The sequence below is a fragment of the Colwellia hornerae genome, assembly GCF_007954355.1.
Taxonomy (GTDB): Bacteria; Pseudomonadota; Gammaproteobacteria; order Enterobacterales; family Alteromonadaceae; genus Colwellia_A; species Colwellia_A hornerae.
Genome location: NZ_VOLR01000001.1, coordinates 188,363 through 202,839 on the forward strand (window position 1 = coordinate 188,363; position 14,477 = coordinate 202,839).

At 38.2% G+C, this 14,477-nt stretch carries 12 protein-coding genes and 1 riboswitch; of the genes, 6 read left to right on the forward strand and 6 right to left on the reverse strand.

The genetic code is table 11. The features are described 5' to 3' along the window. Positions 1 to 11 precede the first annotated feature (11 nt). Genes cobT through ESZ26_RS00710 form a run of 5 tightly spaced genes read left to right on the forward strand, consistent with a single transcriptional unit; the run spans position 12 to position 4,907 of the window. Positions 12 to 1,094 carry a nicotinate-nucleotide--dimethylbenzimidazole phosphoribosyltransferase gene (gene cobT / locus ESZ26_RS00690; protein ID WP_146796132.1) on the forward strand — a complete coding sequence of 361 codons (1,083 nt, stop codon included), beginning with the start codon at positions 12 to 14 and terminating at the stop codon, positions 1,092 to 1,094. Further along, positions 1,095 to 1,931, forward strand: coding sequence for an adenosylcobinamide-GDP ribazoletransferase (locus ESZ26_RS00695; protein WP_146796135.1), 837 nt, complete (start codon positions 1,095 to 1,097; stop codon positions 1,929 to 1,931). Beyond that, positions 1,928 to 2,530 (forward strand): bifunctional adenosylcobinamide kinase/adenosylcobinamide-phosphate guanylyltransferase, encoded by a 603-nt coding sequence (gene cobU / locus ESZ26_RS00700; protein WP_146796138.1) that lies wholly within the window; start codon positions 1,928 to 1,930, stop codon positions 2,528 to 2,530. Before ESZ26_RS00695 ends, cobU begins: the two co-directional genes overlap by 4 nt. Further along, entirely contained in the window at positions 2,530 to 4,026 is a 1,497-nt protein-coding gene (locus ESZ26_RS00705; RefSeq protein WP_146796146.1) for a cobyric acid synthase, read from the forward strand. The genes cobU and ESZ26_RS00705 overlap by 1 nt, the downstream gene beginning before the upstream one ends. Before the next feature lie 41 nt (positions 4,027 to 4,067). Next, positions 4,068 to 4,907, forward strand: coding sequence for a cobalamin-binding protein (locus ESZ26_RS00710; protein ID WP_146796149.1), 840 nt, complete (start codon positions 4,068 to 4,070; stop codon positions 4,905 to 4,907). A gap of 713 nt (positions 4,908 to 5,620) precedes the next feature. Here the strand turns inward: ESZ26_RS00710 and ESZ26_RS00715 are convergent. The 6 genes from ESZ26_RS00715 to ESZ26_RS00740 form a co-directional block, all read right to left on the reverse strand. After that, positions 5,621 to 7,105, reverse strand: a complete 1,485-nt coding sequence (locus tag ESZ26_RS00715) for a cadherin repeat domain-containing protein (protein WP_146796152.1) — start codon at positions 7,103 to 7,105, stop codon at positions 5,621 to 5,623. Further along, entirely contained in the window at positions 7,106 to 9,169 is a 2,064-nt protein-coding gene (locus ESZ26_RS00720) for a TonB-dependent receptor plug domain-containing protein (protein ID WP_223271689.1), read from the reverse strand. Positions 9,170 to 9,199: 30 nt separating this feature from the next. Next, positions 9,200 to 9,370: riboswitch (cobalamin riboswitch) on the reverse strand. 407 nt (positions 9,371 to 9,777) lie between these two features. Continuing rightward, entirely contained in the window at positions 9,778 to 10,227 is a 450-nt protein-coding gene (locus tag ESZ26_RS00725; RefSeq protein WP_146796155.1) for a MarR family winged helix-turn-helix transcriptional regulator, read from the reverse strand. A gap of 14 nt (positions 10,228 to 10,241) precedes the next feature. Beyond that, positions 10,242 to 11,651, reverse strand: a complete 1,410-nt coding sequence (locus tag ESZ26_RS00730; RefSeq protein WP_280526038.1) for a sigma 54-interacting transcriptional regulator — start codon at positions 11,649 to 11,651, stop codon at positions 10,242 to 10,244. A gap of 2 nt (positions 11,652 to 11,653) precedes the next feature. After that, positions 11,654 to 12,241, reverse strand: coding sequence for a hypothetical protein (locus ESZ26_RS00735; RefSeq protein WP_146796158.1), 588 nt, complete (start codon positions 12,239 to 12,241; stop codon positions 11,654 to 11,656). Then, entirely contained in the window at positions 12,241 to 13,728 is a 1,488-nt protein-coding gene (locus ESZ26_RS00740; protein WP_146796161.1) for a HAMP domain-containing sensor histidine kinase, read from the reverse strand. Before ESZ26_RS00740 ends, ESZ26_RS00735 begins: the two co-directional genes overlap by 1 nt. Before the next feature lie 365 nt (positions 13,729 to 14,093). Here ESZ26_RS00740 and ESZ26_RS00745 point away from each other — a divergent pair, with 365 nt between their 5' ends. Beyond that, positions 14,094 to 14,450 (forward strand): EF-hand domain-containing protein, encoded by a 357-nt coding sequence (locus tag ESZ26_RS00745; protein WP_146796164.1) that lies wholly within the window; start codon positions 14,094 to 14,096, stop codon positions 14,448 to 14,450. Positions 14,451 to 14,477: the final 27 nt, after the last annotated feature.

Below are 14,477 nucleotides of genomic sequence, written 5' to 3' on the forward strand. Positions count from 1 at the left end.
AGGAGCTCTTGATGAACTTTGCTATTAAAAAAGTAACTGATGTGTTTAATCAACAGATCCAGGCGACTATCGATGGAAAAACTAAACCACTTGGCGCATTAGGCCAACTAGAAGATACTGCTAAAATTATTGCCGCTGTGCAGTTATCAACAGTAAATACTGGTCAACAATCATTGAGTATTAAACATCCTAGTTTATTCATATTTGCTGGCGATCACGGCGTCGCAGCGCAAGGTGTTTCTATTGCACCCAGTGAAGTAACCTCACAAATGGTGGCTAATTTTGCCAGTGGAGGAGCGGCAATCAATGTCTTTTGTAAGCAGCTTGGTTGGCAGTTAAGTGTGGTAGATGCCGGTGTTTTATCGCCAACCGATAATTGTTTAGGCGTTATCAATCAACGTTTAGGTAATATTACTGCACCGTTAAATATCGCGCCAGCAATGAGCCTAGCGCAAGTTGAACTCGGTTTTGAAAAAGCGACTGCTTTGGTCAAATCAGTTCATGAAAAAGGCTGTAACTTAATCGCTTTTGGTGAAATGGGGATTGGTAACACCACTTCAGCGGCCGCGATTATGGCGGCTATTATCGGCATTCCAGCCAGTGAATGTGTTGGTCGAGGTACTGGCGTTAGTGACGAAATAGTAAAAATAAAACAACAGGTCATTGAACAAGCATTAGAGCTTCATCAAGGAAATCTCAACAGTGCTAAAGAAATTTTAGCGTCTTTAGGTGGTTTTGAAATCGTGCAAATCACTGCTGCTATGTTAGCGGCGGCCGAACAAGAAATGCTGGTTGTTGTTGACGGTTTTATCTGTACTGCCGCCGCTATGCTCGCTATTGATATCAATGCAAATGTTAAAGATTATATGATTTTTGCCCATTGTTCGGGCGAGCAAGGTCATCAAAAAATGCTTAGCCATTTGCAGGTTAAGCCACTATTAAATTTAGGCTTACGCTTAGGGGAAGGCACAGGCGCTGCATTAGCACTACCCTTAATTCAAGCGGCTGCGGCTTTTTATAATGATATGGCAAGCTTTACTCAGGCACAAGTGACCGATGTTACTGATGCTAACAATAACAAAGTTGAAAATTAAATGACGAAGCAATCACGTTGGCAACAATGCCAACAACAATATTATTTGCTGTTACTTGCTTTGAGTTTCTTTACCCGGATACCGGTGCGTTTACCTGAGGTGGTAAAACCTGAAATGCTCCATCAAGCGAGCCGATATTTTGCTTTAATTGGTTTATTTATCGGTGTGATAACCGCCTCTATTTTAGTATTGTTGGCGAGTTTTCTACCTATTCCTTTAGCGGTACTTATTTCTATGGCGGCGAGCTTATTGCTTACTGGCGCTTTTCATGAAGATGGTTGGGCGGATGTTTGGGATGGCTTTGGTGGTGGTTGGACCGTTGAGCAAAAGCTAAACATTATGAAAGATAGCTGTTTAGGGACTTATGGCGCCGCGAGCTTATTTTTCATTTTAATGATCAAATATCAGAGTTTAGTGTTATTAAGTAGCCATAGTAGCAATCCTTTATTAGCACTCTCTATGGCATTGGTTATAGCGCACACCTTAAGTCGAGCCGTCAGTACCAGTTTAATCTTTAGCATGGCTTATGTTAGCGAAGATGCACAATCAAAAGTTAAACCTTTAGCGCAGCATCTATCTTTAAAAGGTTTGTTAATCTTATTAATCACCGCAGCTGTGGTGATGTTTAGCTTATTACCAGCAGTGCATTGTTTGGTACTCATGGGGTGCTTATGGCTGATGCGTTTTTTATTAATAGTTTGGTTTAATCGTCAGTTAGGCGGCTTTACTGGTGATTGTTTAGGGGCGGCGCAACAAATTTTAGAAGTGGCTGTTTATATTATTTTACTGGTCTTAGCCTCTCCAGCGACAACATTTTTGACGGAGGCAGGCTTATGAGAACTAGCCCTGCTAATACACTTCATTTAATTTTAGGTGGGGCACGCTCAGGAAAGTCGCGCCTCGCTGAAAATATTGCCAAACAGGCTGAATTAGCAGGGCTAACGATATGTTATCTTGCTACAGCGCAAGCCCATGATAAAGAAATGAGCGCACGTATTTTACAGCATCAAGACGAGCGTCCTCAACATTGGCAACTGCTTGAGTCGCCATTGTATTTAGCTAAGGCACTTCAACAAGCATTACAAACTAGTGATTGTGTGCTGGTTGATTGCTTAACACTGTGGCTAAGTAATTGTTTGTGCCATCAAAATAGCGAGTTTTATCAACAACAAAAGTCACTGTTTATCGACTTTTTAACACTATTTATTAGCGATACCAGCGCTTATCAATCAAAAAAACTTATTTTTGTCAGTAATGAGGTTGGGCATGGCATTGTACCTATGGGCGAGTTGTCGCGACAATTTGTCGACCAAGCCGGTTGGCTACATCAAGAGCTAGCAACACTAGCCAAACAAGTCGATTTTGTCATCGCTGGGTTACCGCTGACCTTAAAAAGTGAGGTGTTGATAAGTAAAATATCGGCACAACAAAATTAATGAAAACATTAATGGTGCAAGGCACCACCTCTGACGCTGGAAAGAGTACCTTGGTTGCTGGTTTATGCCGAGTATTTGTAAATTTAGGTTGTAAAGTTGCACCGTTTAAGCCACAAAATATGGCTTTAAATAGTGCCGTTACCAGCGATGGTGGTGAAATTGGCCGTGCGCAAGCACTACAAGCCGTGGCCGCGAAGATTGCACCACGTGTTGATTTTAACCCGATATTACTTAAACCCAACAGTGATACGGGGGCACAAGTGATTGTTCATGGTCGTGCCATTTCTAATATGGAAGCGACCAGCTACCACGATTATAAAAAAGTGGCGATGGACGCTGTACTTGAATCTCATCACCGTTTAGCAAAAGAATTTCAGCTGCTAATGGTTGAAGGGGCAGGTAGCCCAGCAGAGATAAATTTACGCGCTAATGATATTGCTAATATGGGCTATGCCGAAGCGGTTGATTGCCCTGTTATTCTTGTTGCTGATATCGACCGAGGCGGTGTTTTTGCTCACTTAGTAGGAACACTCGAGCTATTATCACCTTCAGAGCAAAACCGCGTGAAAGGCTTTATTATTAATCGCTTTCGTGGTGACATTAACTTATTAACGTCTGGGCTTGATTGGTTAGAAGAGAAAACCGGCAAGCCAGTTTTAGGGGTCTTACCTTATTTGCACGATTTAGCGCTTGACGCTGAAGACGCCGTTGCGATTGAAAATAAGGTTGAACAAGCCAAAATAAATATTGTTGTACCCTTATTACCGCACATTAGTAACCATACCGACTTTGATACGTTACGCTTGAACCCTGAGATAAATTTACGTTATGTCAAAATGGGCGAGCGGATAAACAATTGTGACTTAGTGATTTTACCAGGCAGTAAAAATGTTATTTTTGATCTGCAATATCTTAAAGAACAAGGTTGGCAAATCGATATTGAACGGCATTTGCGCTACGGAGGTAAAGTGTTTGGTATTTGCGGTGGCTATCAAATGCTTGGGCACACTATCACCGACCCTGAAGGTATTGAGTCAAGTATTAAGGCGATAACAGGCTTAGGTTTGCTCGAACTTACCACAGAATTAAGTGCAGAAAAAAAATTAGCACAAGTCTCCGCCACTATGACCTTAGGCGGTAAAGAGTGTCAGGTCAAAGGTTATGAAATTCATTGTGGTGTCTCTACCATGACCGCTAATGACAATAAAATGCCTGTGCCTGTGTTGTTCAATAAAAGTGACAGTCAGAGTAGCGATGGCTGTGTTTCAAATGACAACCAAATAGCAGGTACTTACCTCCATGGTATTTTTGATGAAGGGGCAGCGACCCAATTATTAGTTGACTGGTTAGACAGTAACAATGACATCGAGCAGACCATTAATCTTGATGAACACCGAGAGCAGCAACTTGAACGTTTGGCTACTGTTTGCCAACAACACTTAAAAATATCAGCGATTGAAGATATTATCAACAACAGCAAAACGACCAAACCATAGCGCTGGAAATGCGTATATTAACAAGCAAAAGGTTTAATAAAATGACAAAAAGATTTTTATCGCTCGTGGCGATAAGTTTATTGCTGATGGCAATAGCCGCTAAAAGTTTTGCTGAGCAACCCGCACAGCGCATCGTTGCCTTAGCGCCACATATCGTTGAAATGTTATTTGATATTGGTGCTGGCGATAAAATCGTTGGTGCGGTTGCCTATTCTGATTATCCTAAAGCGGCGCTAGATATACCGCGTGTTGGCAGTTATCACGGTATGCAAATAGAAAAGCTCTTAGCGTTAAACCCTGATTTGGTTATTGTTTGGAAATCAGGGAACTCGCAAAGTGACATTGATAAAATGAAACGCTTAGGACTAAAAATTGTTTTTAGTAATCCGGTAGATATTGCTGATGTTGCCACTGAATTACGCTATTTTGGCGGTTTAACCGGACATCAACAACAGGCAGAACGTGTCGCGTTAGCTTATGAACAACGCTTAAAAAAATTACGACTTGATAATAAAACTAAACAAGCCATTCCGGTTTTTTATCAATTGTGGTCAGAGCCAATGATGACCATTAACGGCACAACTTGGATAAACCAGTTAATTGAAGTGTGCCAAGGAGTGAATGTCTTTAAGGACAACCCGACGCCTTATCCAAAGATAAGCACAGAAAACGTTATTGTTGCCCAGCCGCACTTAATGATTTTACCAGATGAAAATTCTGATAAACCACAACCCATTATTGACTGGCAAAAATGGCCAGAAATACCCGCGGTGAAAAACAATAAGTTTATTCACGTTGACGCAGATTTATTACATAGATTTAGTACCCGGATGTTAAGTGGTATTGCAGATATGTGTGAAAAAATTGATCAGCAAAGGTAGCTGTTCAATCGAGTTAACTGAGAGATAACTTATCTAGCAGCTAAGTCAATGATAGGAGAAGCCCATGATAATTTTACACGGCGTGCACAATGTTAATTATCACTAGGAGTCATGTTTATTACTGAGCTTAATTTAACTCCAATACTCTGTAATTTACACGACAAGGTTATCATCATTTAACTGTTGATATTATATTGAGGAGAACTGTAAAAATACTAAGGTGCTTTATAAGGTCTTTAGGCGTAGCGGCCATAGCCGCATTATAAGAAGTAAAAAGTCATTGGCAAGTTAACTGCACTAGACACTTGATATAACGCTAAATAAGGTAGTTCTCGACTTGAAGCAGGTGAATGCAATCCTAATGTTTTATGCATTGCGCTAGCTAGCACTTAATATAAATGATGGGATAAGATTAGCCTGCTTGAAAATAAAATCGATAATGATTCGGCTTAACGATGAATCTAACGTGAAGCCACAGCGCACGCAATTAAAATACCTTGGCGGTATTCATTATTATTGATGATTGGGTTTTGTTGACTAAAATAATTATTAATTTTTCAGGTTTTATTAAGCTATAGCCATATGATAATAAAGGCAGCATGGCCAAAGGCGATAAATTTTCTCGATACAAGCAGTGAGTAAAAATAAAAAAGGACGCATAATCATGCGCCCTATATTAAATTATTTCTTAATGTCTTACCTTTGAGCGAATCTTATTCAATAAAGGCAATTGCCGACGGGTTTAATTCTGTTGCAAGTCTTGGTAACGCTTTAAGGTTAGTTTCAGTATTTATAACATCAACGCCTGGATTTTCTGGATTACTTACACTAAGCCAAAGAAAGTTTGCAGCATCTAACGCGATATAGCTAATTTGTTCAGTACCCGTATCCGCTATCTTTTCATTAGCAATAACACCCGTTGTTGGATTGAAGGTATATACCGTTGAAAGCTCATAATAACTTGGCGTAAAAAATGTTTCACTGGCAACAAAATAGCCTTTTGTTTTGGATACAACGACGCTTGAACCAATAAAAGCACCGGTATTATTTTCAATATCGGCAGCAGATAAAACACTGCTCAAGTTATAATCACTTGTCGCAATCGCCTCGATGCGACTCAAAGCTAATTCAGAACTGCTATATGAGTTACGAGTTGTAACATATACCGTATCCCCTTGACTCACTATGCTATGACTCAGTGGGTTTAGGCCCTGAAGCGGGATACCTTTAAGGTTATCATCTGCATCAGCATTTGTTTCAATTTCTTCGTCTGTCGCGGTATCAAAAACAGCAACGTAAGCTGTGTTTGGTGAAAAAGAGTCTGATAAACGCTGCATAGCGATAAACAGTTTACCATCAGCAATTGTCGCTGAGGCAGGGTTTGGTGTGCCATTACTATTGTTATCAGCGATGTAGCTAGCAAGATTTAATTCACCTAATTTGAAATCTTCAAATTGTGTGGCTTGAGGATTAACAATCCAAACTTTGTCTGAACCGTAACGTAAGAGATAAGCTTTGCTTTCACTTACCGACACTAAATCATAGGGATTGCGAGTATTTGAGTCGCCGGTATCTTGGGTTGTATATGACCAAACTTCTGTATCAAGTGCATCAGCATTATATTTTGAGATAGCATCAATGTTATAACGACCAATGTGAAAAACGTCTTTATTGTAGCTACGAACAGTATAGTCAGAAGCATCTTTAATATAGTAGCCTTCAGTGACTTGCTCTGTAATCGGGTCTAAGGTAACAACTTCTGAACCTGAAAAATCAGGTGCAACTGTTTGAACAACCGCAAATGATGGCGTGTCTTTCACATCACCGACACTCACTTGAATAGCCAATTCACCCGTTAAGTTCTTTTTACCGTCATCCGTTGCAACAATAGTAACAGCGAAAGGACCTACTTCACCGTTGTCAAAATCAGGAGCATCTATAAAGCTTAATTCACCGCTTTGTGTGATGCTAAATAAAGCACTTGAATTACCAGTCAGTGAAAGTACTATAACGTCTCCATTGGCATCAGTAGCGCTATAAGTGCCAACTGACGTGGTGTTTTCTTCTATCGTTGGGCTACTCTCACCGGTAACTATTGGTGCGACATTACTTTTTGAACTTCCACCACAGCCGGCAAGAGCAACAGAGCTCAGTACTAAACTTAATGGTAATATGTGTTTTTTAAAGCTAGTTAACATTTAAAATCCCTTAATTGTGTATTTTATTTTTAAGCTGCGACCTTGCGATGTTCTATTTGCAAGATCTTGGTATTTATCGTTAAATAAATTATTGGCGGCAAAAGATATTCTATGTTTGCCTTTTTTCCAGTTGACTGAAAAATCTGATACGGTGCGGTTGGCTGGATTACCATTACCTACATGACCGTTATTATTTTGAATTCTGTTAATGAGATTGAAGTACAAGTCTTTATCTTTACTTACTTTAAACGACATGTTCCATGTGGAATTTACCTGGTATTTCAACGCTACGCTGTACTGCTGGTGATATATACCGGGTAGTTTCTTCTTATTAAAGGCGACAAATTTTGATGTGGTTTCACTATCAATAATATTGGCTTGTAGCGCAAAAGATAATTGTGTTAATAATTGATAATTTGTTTGAATTTCAATGCCTAACAAATCTGCATTACTGACATTTCTATAGCTACCGACATTACTTGAATTAAAAATGGCAACAATTGAATTTTCTAATTTTTGTTGGTAAATAGACGAAGATAGAGACAAGTTTTTGTAAAGGTACTGTCCACCCATTGAGAGTGTTTTTGCTTGTTCTGGCAATAAATTATCATTACCCTTAAAGGAGCCTCTATCACCAAATAATTCATACAATGTCGGTGTTCTGACACCATGACTTACGTTACTGGTAACTTTTAGGTTACCTTGCTTAAAGCTTAACCCTACTTCAGTCGTTTGATAATTATCATTAGCTACAAACTTAGCGGCACTGGATTGATTAATCGCGATGTTTGAGTTTTTCTCTTGTAGGTTACTGAACAAGGCATACGCTTCTATCGGCAGTGCCTCGGGTTGCCACTCAAGGCGAGAGCCTATGTTGAGTTGTGCTTGTTTTGCTGAAATATCACAAGACGCTATACCATTACATTGTGTTGGTTTTCCGTTGTGTTCGCTCACAGAGCTGAAATTTTGTTTATTAAAACTAATGAATGGCACTAGATTAAATTCGTTCCAGGTCAGTAATGGCTTAAAGCCAATATGTTTTTTTGTTGTTTGATAATCATTGATATCAAGCTTTATCGAGTCGGGACTGGAAATATAACGCTCATCTTTATTTTCAGCGTAGGCTTCAAATTCAATTGAATTTAACCAAGATGATTTACTTAACCATTGATGCTGATAGCTATAGCGTAAGTTGTCAGAAGTTAATGTAGAATTATTTTCAGGGGAATTGTTCTGGTAATTAGGCAGTGCTTTTTCTTGATCGTTATATTGAACATTGACTCTGATCTGATGTTGATTAAATTGGAATATATCGTTTATAAAAAAAGACTTTTTTGTAAACTCATTATTTCTTAATGCTTGTTTATCAGACGTATCACTACTACTAAAGCCCGCTGGAATGATAAAGTCGTAATCGTTGTCACTGTTAACATAATGACCACCAAAAGAGAGGCTGTGAGTTTTAAATGCTTTATTATAAAGCGCATTAACTTCTTGATAGCCAAATGATCCCGTGGCAAAGGTTAATTTACTTGAGTCTTCAGTGGGGTTGTAAGTGTTAATGCGAATAACACCACCTATAGGGGTAGCGCCGGTACCAATCGCTTGATTTTTACTGATTTCAATACTTTCAATTTGTTCAGTGGGTATCTGGTTTAAATCAAAACCACCAAATTGGCTATCGTTAATAAGTTGACCATCAATATAAAGTTGCACTTGTTTGCTACTTGACCCTCTAATTGAAACCGAGACAGGATTACCAATTCCACTTATTTGGCGAATTTGAATGCCATTTATTGACTGTAAAATATCGGCAAGCGTTTGCGATGAGTATACAAAGCTTTCGCGATGCAAAACTTGATAATTAGGTGTATTAAATGACTGGTCATTAACAACTTCAATGACTTCTATATCATCAGTTGACACGTCTTCTACTTGCGCAAATACAGGCATGGCAATGGGCAAAAGAACAAAGATATTTCGTAAATAAGAAAAAATAATAACCTCAAAAAATTTTGAGGGAGGTACGGAAGGATCATGACAAATAGCTATTGCTAAGGTCATTAAATTCCGTAGCGCCCACCGCACTGCAAGTCATTCGATATTATTTAGGCCGGTCTCCGGGCTTAACTTTACCTAGCGTAAAGTATTACCGTTGCGGGGGCAGCGTTAGAATTATGCATAGCATGTACTAACTTCCCGATTATCTCTAATTTATACTTTGTTAAAGTATAAATATTGAGCACCTAATCAATTATGGTCGTCATTTTGAGACTATTAATATAGCTTGTCAACAGTTAGAGTATTAAATCTATAGTGCATGGCTAGTTAGCTTGGCTCGTTCGGCCGGTTTTAAAGCACTGTTATTTTAGATTTATAAAAACCTCTCCTCGGGGAACCAGACATAAAAGCGTAATCTATCAAGGGGAAAGAATTTGTAGCACTAGCTATTTTCATCTAATGGCATTAACAATGATGTGGACGCTTTTTTGACAGTAGTCACTTTTGAGTCACGCCAAGGTATTCTTTTTAATTAATAACGAGTCGATCAATGGCAACTAAAAAACCTATGTTTTGGTGTAGGCTTTTATTATCACTTTATTTTCAGTTAAGCTTGTTTAGGCATTTTAATCGAGAGTCTGGTTGAGCATTGCCAGCGCCGATAGTCGTTGTTATTTATTTGCTATCTCCATGGATTTTAATATTAATTTTTCAATGATATCAGTTAGTTGGTTTTTTTCTTCAGCATTCAATACCGACAGTAGTTCTTGCTCTCTGGCTAAAACCATAGGTATTAACTGTTGATAAGTAGCCAAACCCTGTGCCGTCAATTTTAACAGCGAAGAGCGTTTATCGGCTTTATCGGTGTTTTTAATCAATAACCCTTGAGTTTGCATCTTTGCTATTGCACGGCTCGCCGGCATTTTTTCTAAGTTAGTTTGTTCGCCTATTTGCTTTGCGGATAATAATTCTCCGTTACCTAAACTGGCTAGCACGCGCCATTCTTGACGAGAAAGCTCAAATCTTCCTGTGTAAATGTCAGCAATGTTATCACTGACTTTTGCTTGCAGTTGCGTGAGCTGATAAGGAAAAAAATTGCTTAAGTGTAAACTTTTCATCATTTAACTATACTCAGCTATGCTTGTGAAGGAATGTTGTTATCCACTCGAAATGATTCGGCATTTAAGTGATGCTTTTTCAATAGTTTATAGAATTCTGTTCGGTTTCGCTGCGCTATTTTTGCGGCTTGTGAAACATTACCTTCGGTGGTTTTCAGTAATTTTGCTAAGTAGTCACGCTCGAATTGCTCTCTCGCTTCTTGAAAAGAAGGCAGTTGTGCACTTTCATTACGTAAAGCATTATTAATTAAACTCTCACTAATTAACGGCTCGGTAGATAAAGCGACGCATTGCTCAACCACATTTTGTAATTGTCTAATATTACCGGGCCATTCAGCCCTAATTAAAATCTCCATCGCGGCTTGGCTAAAGCCGTTTATTTTATGTGTGGTACTTTTTATCGCTACAGTTAAAAAGTGCTGGGCGAGCAAAGGAATATCTTCTCGTCGTTCAGACAGAGCAGGTAAAGTCAGTTCCACGACATTTAAGCGGTAGTAAAGATCTTCACGAAAGCTTTTATCTATAATCGCTTGTTGTAAGTTTTTATGGGTCGCGGCAATAATACGTACATCCACTTTTACTGACTGAGTACTGCCGACTGGGCGGACTTCTTTTTCTTGCAAAGCGCGTAATAATTTTACCTGAAAGCTCATCGGCATATCGCCGATCTCATCAAGAAATAACGTACCACCATCGGTTGACTGGAAAAGTCCTTGATGATTTTTATCTGCCCCGGTAAAAGCGCCTTTACAGTGCCCAAACAACTCAGACTCGAGTAATTGTTCAGGTATTGCTGCACAGTTAATCGCCGTAAATTTTTTCTGGTGACGCTTACTTGCTAAATGTATGGCTTTTGCCAGTAGCTCTTTACCTGTGCCACTTGGACTGTGGATCAATAAACTAAAATCACTTTGGGCGACTTGATAAGTTTGTTGTAACAGTGAAGACATCACGGCACTTCGACTAATTATTTTTTTGCGCCAAAGATCGGCTTTTTTGTCGGTATTATGAGTGCTATTTTGTGGTTGTAAGCGAATGGCTTCTTGCACAGTCGAGAGTAATTCTTGGCTTTCAAAAGGTTTAGTTAAAAAACTAAACACGCCTTGTTTAGTCGCACTAATGGCATCGGGTATTGTGCCGTGGGCGGTCATAATGATTACTGGTAAATTAGGCTGTTGTTGACGGATTTTTTCGAAAAGTGCCATGCCGTCCATACCTTCCATACGTAAATCGCTGATCACTAATTGCGGATGAAACGTTTCTAAAATACCTAAAGCCATTTTGGCACTGTTTGCTGATTCTATTTGATAACCCGCTGCGGATAATCGGATACCAAGCAATCTCAATAAACTGGGATCGTCATCAACAAGCAGTATTTTCTCATTTTTTTGTTGATCGAATTTTTTGCTGTTTGTTAAAGCCATCATCTTTATTGCCCATGCTCATTAATATTATGCTCTATTTTTCTTAGTTGATTGATTTGCTGCTGTAACATTTCTAATTGTTGTTGTTGAAATTGATAGGCTTGTTTAATGAGCTGTTGCACCTTCTTCTCTTGCGATAGTTCATTAAGTTGTAATATCTGTTGATTGAGTTGTGTTTTTAACATACTAAAAAAGGCAACGTCGCTTTGGCGTAAATTGTTTTTATTGAGGGCAAACAGAGACAGCTGATTTAATTTACTTTTCGCGGTAAACGGATTATGAACAGAGGAATGAGGTAGGGCAAAAAACAGTACTGATTTTAATTGCCATTCAATAGTTTCTACGCTGTTAGTTTTATCTTGCTTGATTGACTCACTATTAGCTAACGAAGCTAATTGATGCTGATGTATTTTATCGGCAATTTGTGCTTCGTTTAACTCGATTAAAGATAAATAATATTGGCTATAATCAACACTTTTACTCTCATCGTGATGACTTTTATCATCGATGTGCAGTAACTGACAACCCGTTAACGCTGGCAGTAATGACAGTAAAAAAATAACACTGAGTATTTTATAAAATGAACATAACATTACACCGATACTCCATTCGTTGTTTTTGGTAGAAAAGCATTCGGCAAGGTTATTGTCATCGCCGTGCCGCTATTTTTGCCGGTGTTACTGGTTATGTTAATAGTGCCATTTAAGCGCATCAGTAACTCCTTAACTATGGTTAATCCTAAACCACTACCTTTTATCTTGGCATTTTTTGCCGGTGTTCCTTGATAAAAAGCATCGAATATTTTTTCTTGTTGGCTACTGACTATTCCGCTGCCTTGGTCAATAACGGTTATCGACAACTGACTATTTTCAAGTGAACAGTCAATGTTAATAACATTATTATCATAAGAGTATTTTATCGCATTGGATAAGAGGTTATCTAAAATAACACTTAATTGTTTGGCATTGACCTTAAGTTTTATTGCGCGATTTTTATAGTCAATGGTTAAGTTTTTCTGTTTAATATCTAAACTTCTCTGCTGTAATACCTGAGCAACTAAGGATGATAAATCAACAGTTTCAGTATCTTGTAAACTGGTTGAGTCGAGCACTATATTGAAATCAAGCAAGTCTTCAATTAAGCGTTGTAAGCGGGTGACACTGCTACGGATGATGTTAGATATTTCTTGCTGCTCAGTGTTTAACTCACCGACACTGTGATCGTATAGTAATTCTGTTCCCTCTCTAATGGCGGCAAGTGGCGTCTTTAGTTCATGAGAGATATGACGAATAAAGCTCGATTTTTGTAATTCCAGTGCATGTAAGCGCTTGCGCATCACTTCTAAAGCGTCAGCAATTTCTTTCATCTCAGGTGAGCCATGTAAGGTGACTTTTTTTTCAAAATCTCCTAATGCTAAATGATGTATCTTACCGAGCAACTGCTTGAGCGGTTTCGTGATTAAATAAATAAAAATTGCGGCGATGAGTAAGGTAAACGGAATGATAAGCAAGCTTTTCAGCATACCGTGTCTAACTTCGTTGGCTGAATCTTTAACCTGTTCTACTTGTAATATCAGTAAGTTATTACTTTGTTCAGCTATTTTTTTTCGTATCGAAACCAGTTGGGTAAATTGTCCTTGTAACAATGTTAATGACGATTCGTCTAAGGGGTGCCGCGTTAAGTAACGATGCAGATACTCAATTGCTTGAGAAAATTCTGTGTTGAGTAGAAGTAAACTCGGATTGCTTTTAAAGAGGTTGTTACTCGCCAATGCTTTTAAGATAACTTGCTCGTCTTTTAAATAAGCACTCAATAAATCTTGATCTTTTAAAATGATAAACTGTCCCGCACTACGTTCCATTTTTGCCAAGGTAAAATTAATTTGACGATTTGTTTTAACGAGTTCAGCAACATTAAAGATAGCGGAGGTACTTTGTTGAGAAAGATCAGTGACTTGATTTGCGCTATAAATTAACGCTATAACCAACGGAAGCGCAACAAAAGTAAAACCTAAAATGCTTAGTTTTCTAATCGAATACAAATTTATTGCAAAAAGTTTGGACAAGCTAAATTTTTTCATAGACACCACAAGTATTGATCAGGAGCGTATTTTAGTTTTATTAAGATAAAAAACAAGCGTGTCGCTTATTTGAGACAGTACTCTAGACCATACTATAGTGGTTTTTGTTATTGCTTTTATCAGTTAGTTACTGTTTTACATAGATTATTTTGTTCATTGTTAATAACGTTATTTTTTAACTTTATTTATGGTTGTTTTATCTGTTGCTTAATAGCGACACTTTAGCTGTTCTAGTTGTTTGTTTTTCATTATTAATATAATTAAATCAGTGTCTTATGTTTTTGGTGTGATTCCTGCAATGCCGTTGATGATATTATTATAATAATTGAAATAAGCCCATGAACTCTATAAATAAAGGAATTAAAATGAATTCTATTAGCCTAACAAAAGTGACTCTACTTGTTGGTACTTGTGCTTTAGCTTCGTATTTTGTCAATGCTGGAGATAAAGTTGCAAGCCTAGATATTCCTACTGTTGAACAGACAGCTGTTAAGCCAGTGGCAACTAAAATGTTGTCGGTAGACAATGTTGCAAAAAGTACGCCGGCAATACTCACTAAGTTTGATGATGATAAAAATGGACTGCTTAATGAAGCAGAAGTTATTGCCAGCAAAAATGAAAAATTAGTTAAGCATTTTAAAGACATCGACAAAAATGCTGACGCTGAAATCAGTGCCAGCGAGCTAAAAACCTACCTTGCGGCTGTAAAAATTAACAATTAATGGTTGAAAAATAAACCATATTTCTCT

Coding starts and splice junctions, on each gene's coding strand:
- ESZ26_RS00720 (WP_223271689.1), bottom strand. CDS start 9,169: ATGACCTTAGCAATAGCTATTTGTCATGATCCTTCCGTACCTCCCTCA.
- cobT (WP_146796132.1), top strand. CDS start 12: ATGAACTTTGCTATTAAAAAAGTAACTGATGTGTTTAATCAACAGATC.
- ESZ26_RS00745 (WP_146796164.1), top strand. CDS start 14,094: ATGAATTCTATTAGCCTAACAAAAGTGACTCTACTTGTTGGTACTTGT.
- cobU (WP_146796138.1), top strand. CDS start 1,928: ATGAGAACTAGCCCTGCTAATACACTTCATTTAATTTTAGGTGGGGCA.
- ESZ26_RS00710 (WP_146796149.1), top strand. CDS start 4,068: ATGACAAAAAGATTTTTATCGCTCGTGGCGATAAGTTTATTGCTGATG.
- ESZ26_RS00740 (WP_146796161.1), bottom strand. CDS start 13,728: ATGAAAAAATTTAGCTTGTCCAAACTTTTTGCAATAAATTTGTATTCG.
- ESZ26_RS00705 (WP_146796146.1), top strand. CDS start 2,530: ATGAAAACATTAATGGTGCAAGGCACCACCTCTGACGCTGGAAAGAGT.
- ESZ26_RS00735 (WP_146796158.1), bottom strand. CDS start 12,241: ATGTTATGTTCATTTTATAAAATACTCAGTGTTATTTTTTTACTGTCA.
- ESZ26_RS00730 (WP_280526038.1), bottom strand. CDS start 11,651: ATGATGGCTTTAACAAACAGCAAAAAATTCGATCAACAAAAAAATGAG.
- ESZ26_RS00715 (WP_146796152.1), bottom strand. CDS start 7,105: ATGTTAACTAGCTTTAAAAAACACATATTACCATTAAGTTTAGTACTG.
- ESZ26_RS00695 (WP_146796135.1), top strand. CDS start 1,095: ATGACGAAGCAATCACGTTGGCAACAATGCCAACAACAATATTATTTG.
- ESZ26_RS00725 (WP_146796155.1), bottom strand. CDS start 10,227: ATGATGAAAAGTTTACACTTAAGCAATTTTTTTCCTTATCAGCTCACG.